The sequence below is a fragment of the Peptoniphilus rachelemmaiella genome (assembly GCF_943169845.1).
In the GTDB taxonomy this organism is placed as follows: domain Bacteria; phylum Bacillota; class Clostridia; order Tissierellales; family Peptoniphilaceae; genus Aedoeadaptatus; species Aedoeadaptatus rachelemmaiella.
The window spans coordinates 13,326-28,048 of the sequence record NZ_CALPBW010000005.1 but is presented as its reverse complement, the minus strand read 5'-3'; the positions used below and the strand labels follow the sequence as shown (position 1 = coordinate 28,048).

Here is a 14,723-nt window from a genome sequence, read left to right as displayed (position 1 = left end):
AATTATGGAAGTAACACCGGACATGGTAATTGCCGCTTATTCAAGAATTACAAAGATAAATCTATACCATCTATTTACAATCTTGGTGATTCTTGATGTAGTTAGCGGATGGGCGAAAGCAATTGTGAACAAAGACTTAGACAGTAAAGTGGGCGCCGCCGGCATTGCAAAGCATCTGGCGGTCATACTACTGATCTTTTTAACCTGCCCCTATTTGTGGCTGCTGGGTTTTGGTTGGTTAGCTAAATTCCTTATTTATTCTATGGGAGCCACTTATGGCGTGTCCATCGTTGAAAATTATTCGGACATGGGGATGCCGCTTCCAAAGTGGTTTGCTCAATTTTTTAGAAGAATACAATCAGAAATCAACGAGGTAAGTTTAGACGAAATCGAATCTCTAAAATTAAAACATCATATTAAGGAGGGTGAGAATGACAAAGATAATGCTTGATCCAGGTCATGGGGGAGGGCGCGCCTATAATCGCGGTTTTGTTCCTGTCGTTGGTTGGTCCTATTGCAATGAAGGGGACAATAACTTTATTTATTCAAGAGATTTTTTAAAGCCGGCACTGGAACGTGTCGGCTTTTATGTTGAAATGACAAAATCAACGATCGGCCCTGATCCGTCCTTAAAAGCACGAGGTGCAAAAGCCAAGGGGTTTGACCTTTTGATTTCTGTTCACTCTAACGCAGCAAACGGAAGAGCAACGGGCGTGGAAATTTATGACAGCACAAATCCAAAAGAATCTTGTAAATCTTTATGTGATCAATTGTGCAGCGCCATTGCCACCGCGATTGGAACAAACAATCGCGGCACGAAATATAGGAGAAACCGCAACGGCTCGAATTACTACGGGATTCTCAGGCACGGTCTAGCAAAGAAAAATATTATTATTGAACATGCTTTCCACGACAACCACGAGGACGCTCGAAAATTTGTAACGAACCTTAGGGCATGTGCAGAAGCTACCGCCAAAGTTCTAGCAAATTATTATGGAATTAAAAAAAGCGCTCCGTCACCGACGAATTCTCCAGACAAAGACTTTACGGAAATAGTGTTAGAGAATTTAAAAGGCACGAAATTAAGACTTTTGCCATCTGTGGCCATTGCTCAAGCAATTTTAGAAAGTGATTGGGGAAGAAGCGATCTTGCAAAAAATGCAAACAATCTATTTGGGATTAAAAATTCTTTAGATTGGCACGGAGAAACCTATACGAAATCCACATGGGAGCAAAAACCGTCGGGAGAAAAATATCATATCAATGCCGCATTTAGAAAATATCCTACTATTAAGGATAGTATTATTGACCACGACAATTTTTTTGTTTCCACTGATTGGAGAAGGTTGAATTATACTCGGGTGCTAAATGCTAAAAATTATAAGGATCAATGCAAAGCACTTCAAGAGTGTGGGTATGCAACAGATCTTAATTATGCTCAAAAGTTAATCACTTTAATCGAACGACTTGGTTTGCAAAGATATGATAAAGGAGTAATTATGGATGTTAACAAAATTTCCGATTGGGCTAAAGACGCCTGGGAGTGGGGGAAAGAAAAAGGAATCACAGACGGCGCTCGCCCTGGTGCTGAAATGACACGCGAAGAAATGGTAACAATGCTCTATCGCTATGATCAAAAAGGAGGCAAAAATGCAACATGCAATTGTTCTGACGTCGGCAGTAGTCGGATTGACACAGGCCTTTAAAATTGCAGGAATTCCAAGCAAGTATTGTCCGACCCTTGCTGTTATAATAGGAATGATTATGCAATTAGCTTTAGCAGGACTATCCGCGGAGAATGCGATTACAGGAATTGTGATTGGTCTTTCTGCTGTTGGTTTATATGAGAGTGGAACGCGGATGGGAGAAAGAATTGAATATGAGGAGTGATAAAAGGCGTCTAGGGAGCGGATCCTTAGAAGCCTTTTTTATTTAGATGCTCAAGATAAAAAGACGTTAAATCTATTTCGTGTGCGCCATTTGTACGCCATTCATGCGCCATTTAATTAGGAATAGGTGGAAAAGATGGACTATTTAGAATAGAACGGATAAAAAGAATGGCTTAGTAGTGCGCATTGCAGCAACTAAGCCATTCTAAAAAATTTACACATTGAACTTGAAATTGACGACATCGCCGTCTTCCATGACATAGTCTTTTCCTTCGCTTCGTACCCAGCCTTTTTCTCTCGCCTGCGCGATGGAGCCGGCTTCAACAAGTTTTTTGTATGCGATGGTGTCGGCTTTAATGAATCCGCGCTCGATGTCGGTGTGAATTTTTCCTGCAGCTTCCGGCGCCTTGGTGCCTTTTTTAATCGTCCAGGCCCGTGTTTCCATTTCCCCTGTGGTAATGTAGCTGATTAAGCCGAGGAGGGAATAGGATGCTTTTACTAAGCGGTCCAGACCCGAGTCGGCGAGGCCCATGGCTTCGAGAAATTCGCCCTTGCTTTCGTCGTCTAAGCCGGAAATTTCTTCCTCGATGGCGGCGGAGATAATAATGGTTTCGTCGCCCCTTTTATCGGCAAAGGCTCGCACTTGATCCACATAGGCGTTTCCTGAAATAATATCGTCTTCACTGACATTGGCCGCATAAATCACGGGCTTCATGGTTAAAAGACTGAAGGAGGATAAAAGCTTCCTGTCTTCTTCCGTGTAGTCTAAAGAGCGGGCCGGATTTTCCGCTTCCAAAGCGGCGATGATTTTTACGATTAAATCGTGCTCCGCTTGCAGACTTTTGTCGCCCTTCATTTGTTTTTTCACCCGTTCCAGACGTTTTTCCAAAAGTTCCAAGTCGGAGAAGATCAGCTCGAGATTAATGGTGTCGATGTCCCGCACGGGATCGACGCTGCCTTCCACGTGAATGATGTTGCCGTCGTCGAAACAGCGCACCACGTGCACCAGGGCGTCTACTTCGCGGATATGTGACAAGAATTGATTGCCCAGGCCTTCGCCTTTGCTGGCACCTTTCACCAAGCCGGCGATGTCGGCAAACTCGATGGTGGCGTAGATGATTTGTTTTGAATGGCTCATATCGCTCAGCGTGTCCAGGCGACGGTCTTTTACCTCTACCATGCCTACATTGGGCTCGATGGTGGCGAAGGGATAATTGGCCGCTTCGGCACCGGCTTGAGTAATGGCGTTAAATAATGTGGACTTGCCTACATTGGGCAAGCCGATAATTCCTAATTTCATAAATACTTCCCCCTCATACTAATCCAGCCCATTATATCATAGTTTTTGCCCCTCTTTTATGGGATAGGATTACATTTTACGAGGCATTCATGTATAATATGAAAGTAAAGCGAGGTGACACATGAGTGCGATAGTAGTAAATGAATTGACAAAAAAATTTCGTCGGAATTTAGTTTTCAATGATTTTAATTTGGAAGTATTCGACGGTGAGATTTTTTCGATTATGGGAACGGAAGGTAGCGGCAAGACAACCTTGGCCCGAATTTTGTTCCATTTCTTAAAACCGAATAAGGGGACGATCCGCATTTTCGATATGGACGGCCAAAAGGAGTCTAAATCCGTGAAGGAGTTTACCGGTTATGTTCCCGAAGATGTTTGGATTTACGATAATTTAAAACCCATGGCTATTTTTAATCATACCTTGGGATTTCATGGATTAAAGAATACGGACGACATTCAATCTTTAATGGAATATTTTGAACTGGATAATCGGCATAAGTTTTCCGATTTAACGGATTCCGAACGCAAGCGCGTGGCAATTATTAATGCCCTCATAGCAAAGCCGAAATTATTGATTTTGGACAATCCGTCCAAGGCTTTGTCTCGAGCCATGTTGGATAAGCTTTTTACTCACATTAAGCGGCTCCAAAGTTCGGAAGGCCTTTCCGCATTGCTTTTGACAGACGATTTATCCATCGGTCAACGTTACGGCGACCGGGGGGCTTATTTATCCGGCGGCCGTTTGACCGGCATTGAGTATTTGAAGGATAAAAAGAACAACGACAAGGTGCTTCGTATTTTCGATGAACTGATCAGTGTCGGTGCCTTTGAAGAAATCGGCGCGACGCTGTTAAAAGATGAATCCGGCGACGTGGAATTTTTCTACGACGGGTATTTGCCTACCCTGACCACGGTATTGCATCAACAAAAAGTGAAAAATTACGTCTTGGAAGATGCGGTCTTGGAAAACAAGGTGGAAATCTTTAAATCCGGCGTCGTGAATAAGCGTCCGGCGAAACCGGCGGAAGCTCTGTCCGATGACACCATTGTGGTTTCCGACGACAAGGCCTTTGAGGCCGAATCAAGCGAACAACCGCAAGCAAAAGAAGCGGACACGGTGGTTTTAAGTGAGCCGCCGGTAAAGGATGAGACGCCTTCGGCTGAAGTGCCTGAAGGTGTCGATAAACCTGAAGTGTCGGATGCGCCTGCCGAAGAAAAGGTGGCCTATGACGACGATTTGATGATTTTGGACAGCCGCAAGACCCAGTCCATCGAACCGGTGGATACCGACGATGTACTCGAGGAAAAATATTCCTTTAAACCGAAAAAGGGGGATGCGTGATGGTTTTTAATCTCGAAATGAAAAATAATCGAGGCAAGGCCTTTGCTTGGTTCTTGGTTGTCGGAATTTTAACCGGCTTGTTAATGGCCTTTTTCCCGCTTTTGCAAGACGACAATCTTCTATCTTTGGCCAATGGTTTCCGCGACGGTTTTTCCGAAAACATGCAGCCGATTTTGGGCTTTGGTCGCGAAATTTCCTTCGATCAATTTACAGACTACGTTCCCTTTATTTTCCAATATTTGGGCGTTCTATTTGCTATTTTTGCCATTCAATTAGGGGCAAAGAGCTTGTCTCGTGAGCAAAGCGCAGGTACCATTGAGTATCTCTATGCCAACCCCATTACCCGTACGGAGATTTACAGCGGCAAATTTTCCGCCAATATGTTGCATTACGGCCTCGTCTTGATTTTCGTCTTGGTCGTGGCGTTTGCTTCTCTCTATGTCTTCGGGGTTCACGATATTCGCAATCTGGCCTTGGTGCTTTTACAGGTATTCATTTGCCTGCTGTTGCTGGGCTTTGAATTTCTTTGCATCGGCTTTTTCTACTCGTCGATTTCTTCCCGTGCTTCTCACGCGGAAGGAGGAAGCCTTCTCTTATTTATTGCCATCGCCCTGGTTTGGGCTGCGTTGCAATTGATGGGAAGTGCAACACAAGCCATTGCGGATTTCTTCCCCTTCACGGCGTTGAATCCGCTGAGCATGGCTGGAAGCGGCGATTTCCAATGGATCGGCATGGTGATCAACATCGTGCTCGGACTGGTCTTCTGGGGACTGGGCTGTATTATCTACAAGGGAAAAGAACTAAAATTTTAAACAAAGACGAGCGGCTCTATGAGTCGCTCTTTTATTCGGAGGGATTATGATTCGATTAATTGCATTAGATTTCGACGGCACCATTGCCGCAAGAAAACAACCTTTCGATGAAACTATGATCCAATACGTGCAACGATGGAAGGACATGGGCATCGAAACCGTGGTGGCTAGCGGCCGTCCCTTTCGTTCGCTTAAAAGAGAGCTTTCCCCGTACAAGGATGAAATGGTCGTCATCAGCAACAACGGCAATTTGATTCGCTATAAAAATTCGGAAGAGACCCTAGACCGCTTTGTTTTCGACAAGGCGGCCATCCGTCCCCTAACGGCGGCCATCGAAGCCAGGGGGCTGCATCCGATTTTTCACGTGGACAGTTACGACAAAGGCTACGATTTGGTCACCCTCCACGAACAAACGGAGCGAGAAGCCTCCTACATTGTTTTTTACGAAAACATGTATAGAGAAATGACCATCGACGATGTCTTAAAAGAAGATGTTCTCGCCGTCGCCGGCTATACCACCGCCGATGTCTTCGAAGGTTTAATTCAGGAGCCGGTGATTAAAGAAGGGGGTCTCACGGCCCATTTGCTGAAAAGCAGAGACCCGAAGCTCTCTCTTTTTGAAATCATCGGCAAGGGAAGCGACAAGTGGCGGGGGCTGAGCACCTACGGCAAAATGAAAAACATCGCCCCGGAAGAGATGGTCGTCGTCGGTGACGATCGAAACGACGGTGCCATGATTACCCATGGTGGGATCGGCATCGCCATGGCTTCGGCACCGGAGGATGTAAAAAAAGTGGCGGATATCATTTGCGAAGAGAAGCCTGAAAATTACGGCGCCTTTCGCTGTGTCGACGGTATTGTGAGAAAAGAGGTGGACAATGAACATTAATTGGTACCCGGGGCACATGAAAAAGACCATCGAGTCTTTAAGAAACATGAAGGCCCAGTGCGATGTGGCGGTGGTTTTATTAGATGCCCGCATTCCCGTAAGCAGCTACAATCCGCTTCTCGACGAGGTGCTCACCTCCATTCCCGTGCTCATGCTCTTAAATAAATCGGATTTGGCGGATCCGAAGGAAACACAGCGCTGGATCGATTATTTTAACGGACAGACGCGCACCTCGGCCATTGCCTGGTCTGCCACATCGAAGCTCAATGAAAAGCGGCTGACAGAAGCGTTAGAAAATGCCGTCACTGATTTGCGGGAAAGAGAAGCGAATAAAGGCATGGAAAAGCGAAAGCTGCGCGTTATGGTGGCGGGGATTCCCAATGTGGGCAAGTCCACCTTTATTAATCAACTGGCGGGAAAAAAATCCGCCGCCATCGGCAATCGGCCGGGCATTACCAAGACCAATCAGTGGATTCGCCACCACAAAGCCTTCGATCTCTTGGACACGCCGGGGGTTCTGTGGCCCAAGTTGGATCCGCCCATTCGCGGCCGCCATTTGGCTTACACGGGCTCCATTAAAGACGAGATCATGGACGTGGAGACCCTGGCCTTTGAGCTGGTGAAAGAAGCCATGAAAAAGTTCGAAGCCCCCATGATGGCCCGCTACGACCTTAAAGAAACCTACGATGATCCCGTGGCGGTTATGGATGCCATTGGCAAGCGGCGAGGCTGCTTAATTCGCGGCGGCGAAATCGACTACACAAAAGTGTCTCACTTAATCTTAGACGAGTTTCGCGCCGGCAATTGGGGCGCGATTAGCTTGGAGCGTGTTGATGACCGATCTGAATTTTGATCTACAGCGGCTGAACGAAGGCTACGATTACATCGCGGGCATCGATGAAGTGGGCCGCGGTTGCCTCTTCGGCGACGTGGTGGCGGCTTGCGTCGTCATGCCTTTGAATGAGTCCATCGAAGGTGTGACGGATTCAAAAAAGCTTTCGCCCAAAAAACGGGGCCTTTTGGAAGGGACCATAAAAGAGCAGGCGCTTTTTTACACCTACGCCAATGAAAGTGCAGAAGTCATCGATGCCATCAACATTAAACAGGCCACCCGACGGGCCATGAAGAGGGCGGCGGAGGCGACATTGACCCATTTCCCGGACAAGAAGATCTTGTTCTTAATCGATGCGGAAACCATCGACCTGGATTGTCATCAAGGGGCGATCATCCACGGCGACGATTTGTCTTACGCCATTGCCTGCGCCTCTATTTTGGCCAAAGAATACCGAGACAGGCTCTGTATTCAGTGGGATGAAAAATACCCCGGCTACGGCATTAAAAAACACAAGGGCTACGGCACGAAACAGCATCGAGAAGCCATACTCGCCCTCGGGCCGTCGGCGGGCCATCGAATGAGTTTTTTAACGAAAATCCTAAACAAATAGAGGACTTCGGAGGTAGGAGGCCTGTGTTTGTCGGCCTGCGGTTTATGGTATAATAGGTTAAAATAGGAGGCAGAAATGGTTGAAAAATATTTTGTTGACCCTTCGGGGAATTCCAATGTAAAAATTGCCGACGACGTCATTACGCGCATCGCTCAAGAAGCGGCCACGCGCGTCGAAGGCGTTTATAATAGCTACACCACAAAGAGAGAAATCGGCGATTTCTTGCCCGGACGGGGCCAAGGGAAGACTAAAGTCACCGCCGACGAAGAAAAAAGCGTGGTGGATATTTCCATCGTCGTAGAATACGGACGCAACATCGTTGCAGTGGCGGAAGAAGTACAAGATGCCGTAAAGGTCAGTCTTGAAAATATGACGGATTTAGATATTACGGCGGTTAATGTTCACGTCAACGGCGTACGCGCCCAAGAAAAAGAATCCGTGTAAAGGGTAAGAATTTTGTTAAGCAATAAGTTGAGCAGAAAACTGTCCAGAATCGGCACCATGCAAATTCTTTTTGCCATGGAGCACAGAGGCGAATTTGCCATGGATGTGGCGGAATCTTTTTTCGAAAGCGTCTGGGACGAACACGAAGTAGAGGAGATGTATCGCCACGTCTTTACCGAGAAGAAAGCGGCTTTTCGTTTAGAATCCGCATCGGATGGTCCATTTTCCCCCGATGAAAAGGCCTACATTATCCAAAGCGTCGAAATCATTGTTAACAACAAAGAGGCCATCGACAAAATCATTGACGATCACTTAAATGACGGATCCATTCGTCGCATTTCCACTGTAGATCTGTCGATTTTGCGTGTGGCTGTGGCGGAAATTATGTATCACGAAGACATTGCGCCGCCGGTTTCCATTAACGAAGCCGTTGATTTGGCGAAAATGTACAGCACATCCGACAGCGCCCGCTTTATTAACGGCGTGCTGGGTCACATTGTTCGAGAAGGCGGCCATGAATCCAATTAGTGTATCGGAGCTTCTCGCCTATACGAAAAAAGTGCTCAAGACGGATTACATGTTGAACCACGTCTTGATTAAAGGGGAGCTTTCCGAAATCAAAACAGCGTCCAGCGGCCACATGTATTTCACGATCAAAGACGACAAGGCCCGCATGGACTGCATCATGTACAGAGACGACGCCGAAGCGTCGGACATGGATTTTCAAGTGGGCATGGAAGTGGAAATGAACGGCTCCGTGGCCATTTACGCCCCCTCCGGGCGGCTGCAATTTGTGGCGAAAACCATGGAACTCACCGGGGAAGGCGCCCTTTACAAACTTTTTCTAAAATTAAAAGACCTTCTAAGCAAAGAAGGTCTATTTGATATGGACAAAAAGGTGGCTTTGCCCGAGATGCCCAAGACCGTAGGCGTGGTTACCAGTACGGCCGGGGCGGCCCTTCACGATTTTCTGCAAGTGGCGGCCAACAGAAACCCCGCCGTCTCCGTCATCGTCTCGCCTACCCTCGTACAGGGCGAAGGCGCCGGCGCCTCCATCGCTCGTGCTTTTAAGCGGCTGGATGCACGGGATGATGTGGACGTGATCCTCATTACCCGCGGCGGCGGCAGCATGGAGGATTTGTTTTGCTTTAACGACGAAACCTTGATTCGTACCTTGGCCGAAAGGCGTCATCCGGTTGTTTCCGCCGTGGGCCACGAGGTGGACACCACCCTTTGCGATTACGTGGCCGATGTGCGTGCGGCGACGCCGACCCACGGTGCGGAGATTATCGTCAGCCCGAGGGAAGAGATTTTATCCACCTCAAGGGGCCGCCTTCAGGTGATGGAACACGCCATTGCCCTATCCCTACACGAGGCGAGACGGCGAAACGACGTGCTGGGCCATCGCCTGCATCAAACCGTGTCCATGGAGGCCATTTTAAATAAGCGTCTGGCTCAAAAGGCCGTAAAAGAACGGATGGACTTTCGCATGAAAGAGGCCGTGAATCGCCACGTACAATCCCTAAATCGCTACGGCATACGCATAAAGGCCGTGAATCTACCGGCACGGGCGGCGCGGGATGCAGAAAGTCTCGCGCTAATGAAACAGCGTATGGTGCGACAATCCGCATTGGCGGTAAAAAATGCCCGGCGTGATTTGGCGGAGCTGGATAATCGCATGAAGACCATGGGCAAGGAGCGGGTAAAGCCGCGGGTGCGCGTTCAGAATCGCTACATACGATCGGCAACTGAGGTCGACGTGGGGGATGTGTTAAAGGTGGATCTTTTAGACGGATCCATTGCAGCTCGGGTGCTTTCCATAGAAAGGAACGGTCATGAATTATAAAGAAAAGTCGGAACAGCTGGAAAAAATCGTGGAGCGCATGGAAAATGAAGACCTTTCTCTGGAAGAGATGGTAAAGCTCTACGAAGTGGCCACATCTCTTTACCGGGAACTGGAAAAAGACTTAAAGGGCTTGGAACAAAAGGTGCGTGTGCTCACTGAAGGCATGGAAGAGGAGGGCGACAATGAACTTTGATGCGCGTTTAAAGGCATATTACGAGGCCATTCCCTCGGCGGCCGACGAACTAAAAGAAGCCATGATCTACTCCCTGTTTACGGGAGGCAAGCGGGTGCGTCCCACGCTGTTTTACACCGTATTAAAGGATTTCGGCTACGAAGGCGACGCGGCCTTTTACTTTGCCGCCGCCATGGAATCCATCCACACCTACAGCTTGATTCACGACGATTTGCCCGCCATGGACGACGACGATTTCCGGCGGGGAAAGCCCTCCTGCCACAAGGCCTACGGCGAAGCTTTGGCCATTCTCGCCGGCGACGGGCTTTTGTCGCAGGCGGCAGAGCTTGCCGCGGAAGGGGCGTCTTTGGATCCCGAAGGCGGCATCGACGCCATGAAATACTTATTTAAAGCCGCAGGTACCACGGGCATGGTGGACGGTCAGGTGCTTGACATTCGCGCCGGTGCATCCTCAGGCGACGAAGTGATCTACAAGCGAAAAACCGGTGCTTTGTTGGGCGCCTGCTTCGCCATGGCCGGTGCCTTGGCGGGAAAATCCAAAGAGGTTAACGACACCTTGTACCGCGTCGGCGAAACCTTGGGCCTGAGCTATCAATTCCAAGACGACTACTTCGATTTGGAAGAAGACGGCGCGGAAGTGAATCCCGACGACTACCTGTTGAAGGCCCGTGAATACACGGAAGAATGTTTAAGCCTTCTCGCCTCTGTCGGACAATTCAAAGAAACGGAAGCGCTGATCGATAAGATTTTAAAACGAGACAGGTGATGGCGTGAAAGAGCGTGCAGATGTCCTTTTAGTGAAGAAGAATTTAGCGCCGTCCAGAGAAAAAGCCAAGACCATGATTATGGCCGGAGAAGCCTTTATCGGCACGGAGCGCATCGCCAAGGCCGGTCAAATGATCGATGTAGAAGCGGAAATCAGCGTCAAGGGCCATAGTTTAAAATACGTTTCCCGCGGGGGATTTAAGCTGGAAAAAATCATCGAAAACTGCGGGATCGATTTAACGGACAAAGTGTGCATGGACATCGGCTCCTCCACCGGCGGCTTTACCGATTGCATGCTGGCCCACGGCGCGAGAAAGGTCTACGCCGTGGATGTGGGATACAATCAACTGGCCTATTCTTTGCGGGTGGATCCCCGGGTCGTGGTCATGGAGCGGACCAATGTGCGCTATTTGGATGCGGAGGATCTGGACGATGCAATGGATTTTATTTCCATCGACGTGTCCTTTATCTCCCTTGAATTGGTGCTTCCCAAGGCCGTGAGCTATTTGTCCGACACAGGGAAGATCGCCGCGTTAATCAAGCCCCAATTTGAAGCGGGCAAAAACAAGGTAGGCAAAGGTGGCATCGTCTCCGACCCCGAAGTCCACCGAGAGGTTTTAAATAAAATACATGATCTCGTTCAAGACTTGGGTATGTATCCCGAGGTACTTACTTTCTCGCCGATTCAGGGCGCGACGGGGAACACGGAATTTTTAATGCTTATGACGAAGGACGGCGCCGCATCGAAACCCATCGACATCGACGAGGTAGTGCGGGCGTCCGGGGAGGAGTTTCGCTAATATGTTTTTACGCCTTCAAATCGATGACTTCGCCATTATCGATCACTCGTCCATGGAATTTCACGACGGCTTTTCCGTATTGACCGGGGAGACCGGCGCAGGAAAATCCATTATTATGGATGCCATCGGATTGATTCTCGGCGGGCGGGCTCAAAAAAATATGATTCGAAAAGGCGCGGAGCGGGCGTCGATTCAGGGCGTTTTTATCACGAAGAATAAAAAGGCTCTGGACTTTCTCAAAGAGCACAACATTCCCTTTGAAGATGTGATTATTGTGGAGCGAAGCATCGAACGGGAACGGCCGTCCTTGTCGGAGATCAACGGAAAAATCGTGACCAACGGGGTTTTAAAAGATTTCGGCTCCATTCTCGCTCTGTCGGAAGTGCAAGGCGAAAACAGCTTTCTCATGAAGCCGGATTTTCAGCTGGAGCTATTGGATCGCTTCTGCGGCGAAGAACAAAAAAAGGATCTCGCCGAGCTAAAGACCATTTACGGCGAATACCGCCAACTGACAAATCGCCTGAAAAGCGAGGTGAAAGATCCCGAGGCCTTGGCCAGAGAAGGGGATCTCTTGCGGTATCAAATCGATGAGATCGAAACCCTGGCCCTTCAAGAAGGGGAAGACGAGGCCTTGGCCGAAGAATTTCGCGCGAGAAACAGCCACACGGAAACCTTGGAACTTCTTCAGGAAATGAATCAGCTGGCTTATGAAGAAGGGGGCATTCGCTCGCTTTTGGATCGCTACGGCACAGCACTGGAGAAGGTGGCGAATAACGACAATCACTTCGCCGATCTCTTCGAATCCTTTGAAGACATTCGCTACGGCTTTCAGGATCTGGCTCAAAGCATTCGGGACAAGGGCGAGAATTTCGACGACGATCCCGAGCGTTTGCAGGAAGTTACGGATCGGCTGGACGCCATTCATTCCATGAAGAGGAAATACGGCGACAGCTACGAAAAGATTCAGGCTTTTTTAGAACAAAGTAAGGAGCGGCTGGCCTTCATCGGCGATTACGAGCACGTCGTGGAATCCATGAAGCAGGCCTGTGAGGAGAAGAGGGAAGCGGCCACATCCCTCGCCCTTCGCATGAGAAAGCGGCGGATGGATGCGTCGCAAGTACTTGAAGGGCGCATGGCCCGTGAAATGGAAGAGTTGGACATTCAGGGCGCGGCCTTTCAGGTGGAATTTTCCGAAAGTGCCCTGGCGGCAGAAGGCATGGACAGCGTGCGCTTTCTCGTCGCCACAAACAGAGGCGAAGATCTCCTCCCCATGGCGGACATCGCATCGGGCGGCGAGATCAGCCGCATCTTTCTAGCGTTTATCAGCATATTCTCCGATTTGGATGAGCGGGAAATTCTCATTCTCGACGAAGTGGACACAGGCATGAGTGGCAAGACGGCAAAAGTGGTGGCAGAGAAAATGAAACGCCTCTCCCAAGACCGGCAACTCATCGTCGTGAGCCATCTGCCTCAGGTGGTGGCGCGGGCCGATCGCCAATACCGCATTCAAAAGCGGTTGGAGGCAGGTCGCACCGTCTCCTTCGTTCAAAAATTAAGCGACGAGGAACGCATCGCCATGCTGGCCACTATGATTAGCGGCGAAGACACGGAAAAGACGAGAGAAACGGCACGCGAAATGTTACGAAACCGAATTTAGGAGGTTTTATGATTTCTGAAGAGCGCATTATACGCAGCGAAAAAATTTATGAAGGAAAGATCGTCTCCTTAAGTTGTCATACCGTGGAGCTGGACGGCCAACGTTACGGCAAGCGGGAAGTGGTAGAGCACGCCGGCGGTTGCTGCATGGTGGCTCTCTGTGAAGACGGCAAAATTCCCTTTGTGAAGCAATACCGTATCGCCACGAAAAAAAGTCTCCTGGAACTTCCCGCCGGACTCATCGAACACAACGAAAACCCCATGAAGGCCGCCATTCGCGAACTGGCCGAGGAAACGGGGCTTGTGGCAGAATCTGCCGAGTTTCTCTTGGAAGCTTACACATCCCCGGGCTTTACCAACGAAAAAATCCATATTTTCTATTGTGAAAATCCCACGCCCGGTGAAATGCACTTAGACGACACGGAAGACTTGGAAGTGGTCTATATGGACCTGGACGAAGCCTTGCACATGATTAAATTAGGCGAAATTATTGACGCGAAAACCATGATCGGCCTCTATGCCGTAAAAGAAATGAGAGATGCTAATGAACAAAACCATTGAATACTTAAGAAAACAAACCGACTTGCGGCCGGAGATCGGCATTATTTTAGGAAGCGGCTTAGGTGACTTCGCCGAATCCATCGAAGATGCCGTGGCCATTCCCTACAAAGACATTCCCGGATTTAAACAATCCACGGTTGAGGGCCATAGCGGCGAGCTGATTTTCGGCACCTTGGCGGGAAAAAACATCGTCGCCATGAAAGGCCGCATCCATTTCTACGAAGGCGTGGATATGGCTGATGTGGTCTTCCCGGCGAAGATTCTCTGCGAAATGGGCATTCAAACCTTGATCGTAACCAACGCCGCCGGCGGGGTAAATGAATCCTTCGAACCCGGCGACTTAATGATTATCACCGATCATATTAATTTCAACGGGAAGAATCCCTTAATCGGCCCCAACGACGGCAAGGGCGAGCGTTTCCCGGATATGTCTTATGCCTACGAACCGAAGCTTGCGGCCCTGGTGAAATCCGTAGCCGAAGAATTAAAGATCAAGCATCAAAGCGGCGTGTATATGTACATGACCGGCCCCAGTTACGAAACGCCGGCGGAAGTGCGCATGGCCCGCATTTTAGGCGCCGATGCCGTGGGCATGAGCACAGTGCCTGAAGTGATTATTGCCAATCACCGAGGCGTGAAGGTCATCGGCATTTCCTGCATTACCAATATGGCGGCGGGCATTTTGGATCAACCTTTGGAACACGAGGAAGTGATCGAGATTTCCGCCCGCGTCGCCGACGATTTTAAAGCATTGGTCACGAAAACCATCGAGGCGATTTAA

General features: G+C 49.0%; 18 protein-coding genes. 17 read left to right on the top strand and 1 reads right to left on the bottom strand.

What is annotated here, in order from left to right; genetic code table 11:
• The first annotated feature begins 4 nt into the window (after positions 1–4).
• From KO087_RS03020 to KO087_RS03010, 3 genes are read left to right on the top strand one after another with little or no spacing between them, the layout of a single operon-like run.
• Complete coding sequence (locus KO087_RS03020; RefSeq protein ID WP_215507596.1) at positions 5–451, top strand: phage holin family protein; 447 nt, start codon at positions 5–7, stop codon at positions 449–451.
• Positions 432–1,706 (top strand): glucosaminidase domain-containing protein, encoded by a 1,275-nt coding sequence (locus KO087_RS03015; RefSeq protein WP_215507594.1) that lies wholly within the window; start codon positions 432–434, stop codon positions 1,704–1,706. Before KO087_RS03020 ends, KO087_RS03015 begins: the two co-directional genes overlap by 20 nt.
• Positions 1,651–1,890, top strand: a complete 240-nt coding sequence (locus tag KO087_RS03010; RefSeq protein WP_215507592.1) for a phage holin family protein — start codon at positions 1,651–1,653, stop codon at positions 1,888–1,890. Before KO087_RS03015 ends, KO087_RS03010 begins: the two co-directional genes overlap by 56 nt.
• Positions 1,891–2,103: 213 nt before the next feature.
• Here the strand turns inward: KO087_RS03010 and ychF are convergent, their stop codons facing one another.
• Complete coding sequence (gene ychF, locus KO087_RS03005) at positions 2,104–3,189, bottom strand: redox-regulated ATPase YchF (protein ID WP_215507590.1); 1,086 nt, start codon at positions 3,187–3,189, stop codon at positions 2,104–2,106.
• 121 nt (positions 3,190–3,310) lie between these two features.
• Here ychF and KO087_RS03000 point away from each other — a divergent pair, with 121 nt between their 5' ends.
• The 14 genes from KO087_RS03000 (at position 3,311) to KO087_RS02935 (ending at position 14,723) form a co-directional block, all read left to right on the top strand.
• Positions 3,311–4,531 carry an ATP-binding cassette domain-containing protein gene (locus KO087_RS03000; RefSeq protein ID WP_215507587.1) on the top strand — a complete coding sequence of 407 codons (1,221 nt, stop codon included), beginning with the start codon at positions 3,311–3,313 and terminating at the stop codon, positions 4,529–4,531.
• Positions 4,532–4,548: 17 nt separating this feature from the next.
• Positions 4,549–5,343, top strand: coding sequence for an ABC transporter permease subunit (locus KO087_RS02995; protein WP_215507586.1), 795 nt, complete (start codon positions 4,549–4,551; stop codon positions 5,341–5,343).
• Positions 5,344–5,389: 46 nt separating this feature from the next.
• On the top strand, positions 5,390–6,232 hold the full coding sequence (locus tag KO087_RS02990; protein ID WP_215507584.1) for an HAD hydrolase family protein: 843 nt from the start codon (positions 5,390–5,392) through the stop codon (positions 6,230–6,232).
• Complete coding sequence (gene ylqF / locus KO087_RS02985; RefSeq protein ID WP_215507582.1) at positions 6,222–7,085, top strand: ribosome biogenesis GTPase YlqF; 864 nt, start codon at positions 6,222–6,224, stop codon at positions 7,083–7,085. The genes KO087_RS02990 and ylqF overlap by 11 nt, the downstream gene beginning before the upstream one ends.
• A complete protein-coding gene (rnhB, locus tag KO087_RS02980; RefSeq protein ID WP_215507580.1) occupies positions 7,066–7,677 on the top strand; it encodes a ribonuclease HII in 612 nt (203 codons plus the stop codon). The genes ylqF and rnhB overlap by 20 nt, the downstream gene beginning before the upstream one ends.
• A gap of 75 nt (positions 7,678–7,752) precedes the next feature.
• Entirely contained in the window at positions 7,753–8,121 is a 369-nt protein-coding gene (locus KO087_RS02975) for an Asp23/Gls24 family envelope stress response protein (RefSeq protein ID WP_215507578.1), read from the top strand.
• A gap of 12 nt (positions 8,122–8,133) precedes the next feature.
• Positions 8,134–8,649, top strand: a complete 516-nt coding sequence (gene nusB / locus KO087_RS02970) for a transcription antitermination factor NusB (RefSeq protein WP_215507576.1) — start codon at positions 8,134–8,136, stop codon at positions 8,647–8,649.
• On the top strand, positions 8,636–9,967 hold the full coding sequence (xseA, locus tag KO087_RS02965) for an exodeoxyribonuclease VII large subunit (protein WP_215507574.1): 1,332 nt from the start codon (positions 8,636–8,638) through the stop codon (positions 9,965–9,967). The genes nusB and xseA overlap by 14 nt, the downstream gene beginning before the upstream one ends.
• Positions 9,957–10,160 (top strand): exodeoxyribonuclease VII small subunit, encoded by a 204-nt coding sequence (gene xseB, locus KO087_RS02960; RefSeq protein ID WP_215507572.1) that lies wholly within the window; start codon positions 9,957–9,959, stop codon positions 10,158–10,160. The genes xseA and xseB overlap by 11 nt, the downstream gene beginning before the upstream one ends.
• Positions 10,150–10,926, top strand: coding sequence for a polyprenyl synthetase family protein (locus KO087_RS02955; protein WP_215507570.1), 777 nt, complete (start codon positions 10,150–10,152; stop codon positions 10,924–10,926). Before xseB ends, KO087_RS02955 begins: the two co-directional genes overlap by 11 nt.
• A gap of 4 nt (positions 10,927–10,930) precedes the next feature.
• Positions 10,931–11,725 (top strand): TlyA family RNA methyltransferase, encoded by a 795-nt coding sequence (locus KO087_RS02950; RefSeq protein WP_215507568.1) that lies wholly within the window; start codon positions 10,931–10,933, stop codon positions 11,723–11,725.
• A 1-nt stretch (position 11,726) separates the two neighbouring features.
• The gene (gene recN, locus KO087_RS02945; protein ID WP_215507566.1) at positions 11,727–13,382 is read left to right on the top strand and encodes a DNA repair protein RecN; all 1,656 of its coding nucleotides are present in this window, start codon (positions 11,727–11,729) and stop codon (positions 13,380–13,382) included.
• Positions 13,383–13,390: 8 nt separating this feature from the next.
• Complete coding sequence (locus tag KO087_RS02940; RefSeq protein WP_215507564.1) at positions 13,391–13,942, top strand: NUDIX hydrolase; 552 nt, start codon at positions 13,391–13,393, stop codon at positions 13,940–13,942.
• Entirely contained in the window at positions 13,926–14,723 is a 798-nt protein-coding gene (locus tag KO087_RS02935) for a purine-nucleoside phosphorylase (protein ID WP_215507556.1), read from the top strand. The genes KO087_RS02940 and KO087_RS02935 overlap by 17 nt, the downstream gene beginning before the upstream one ends.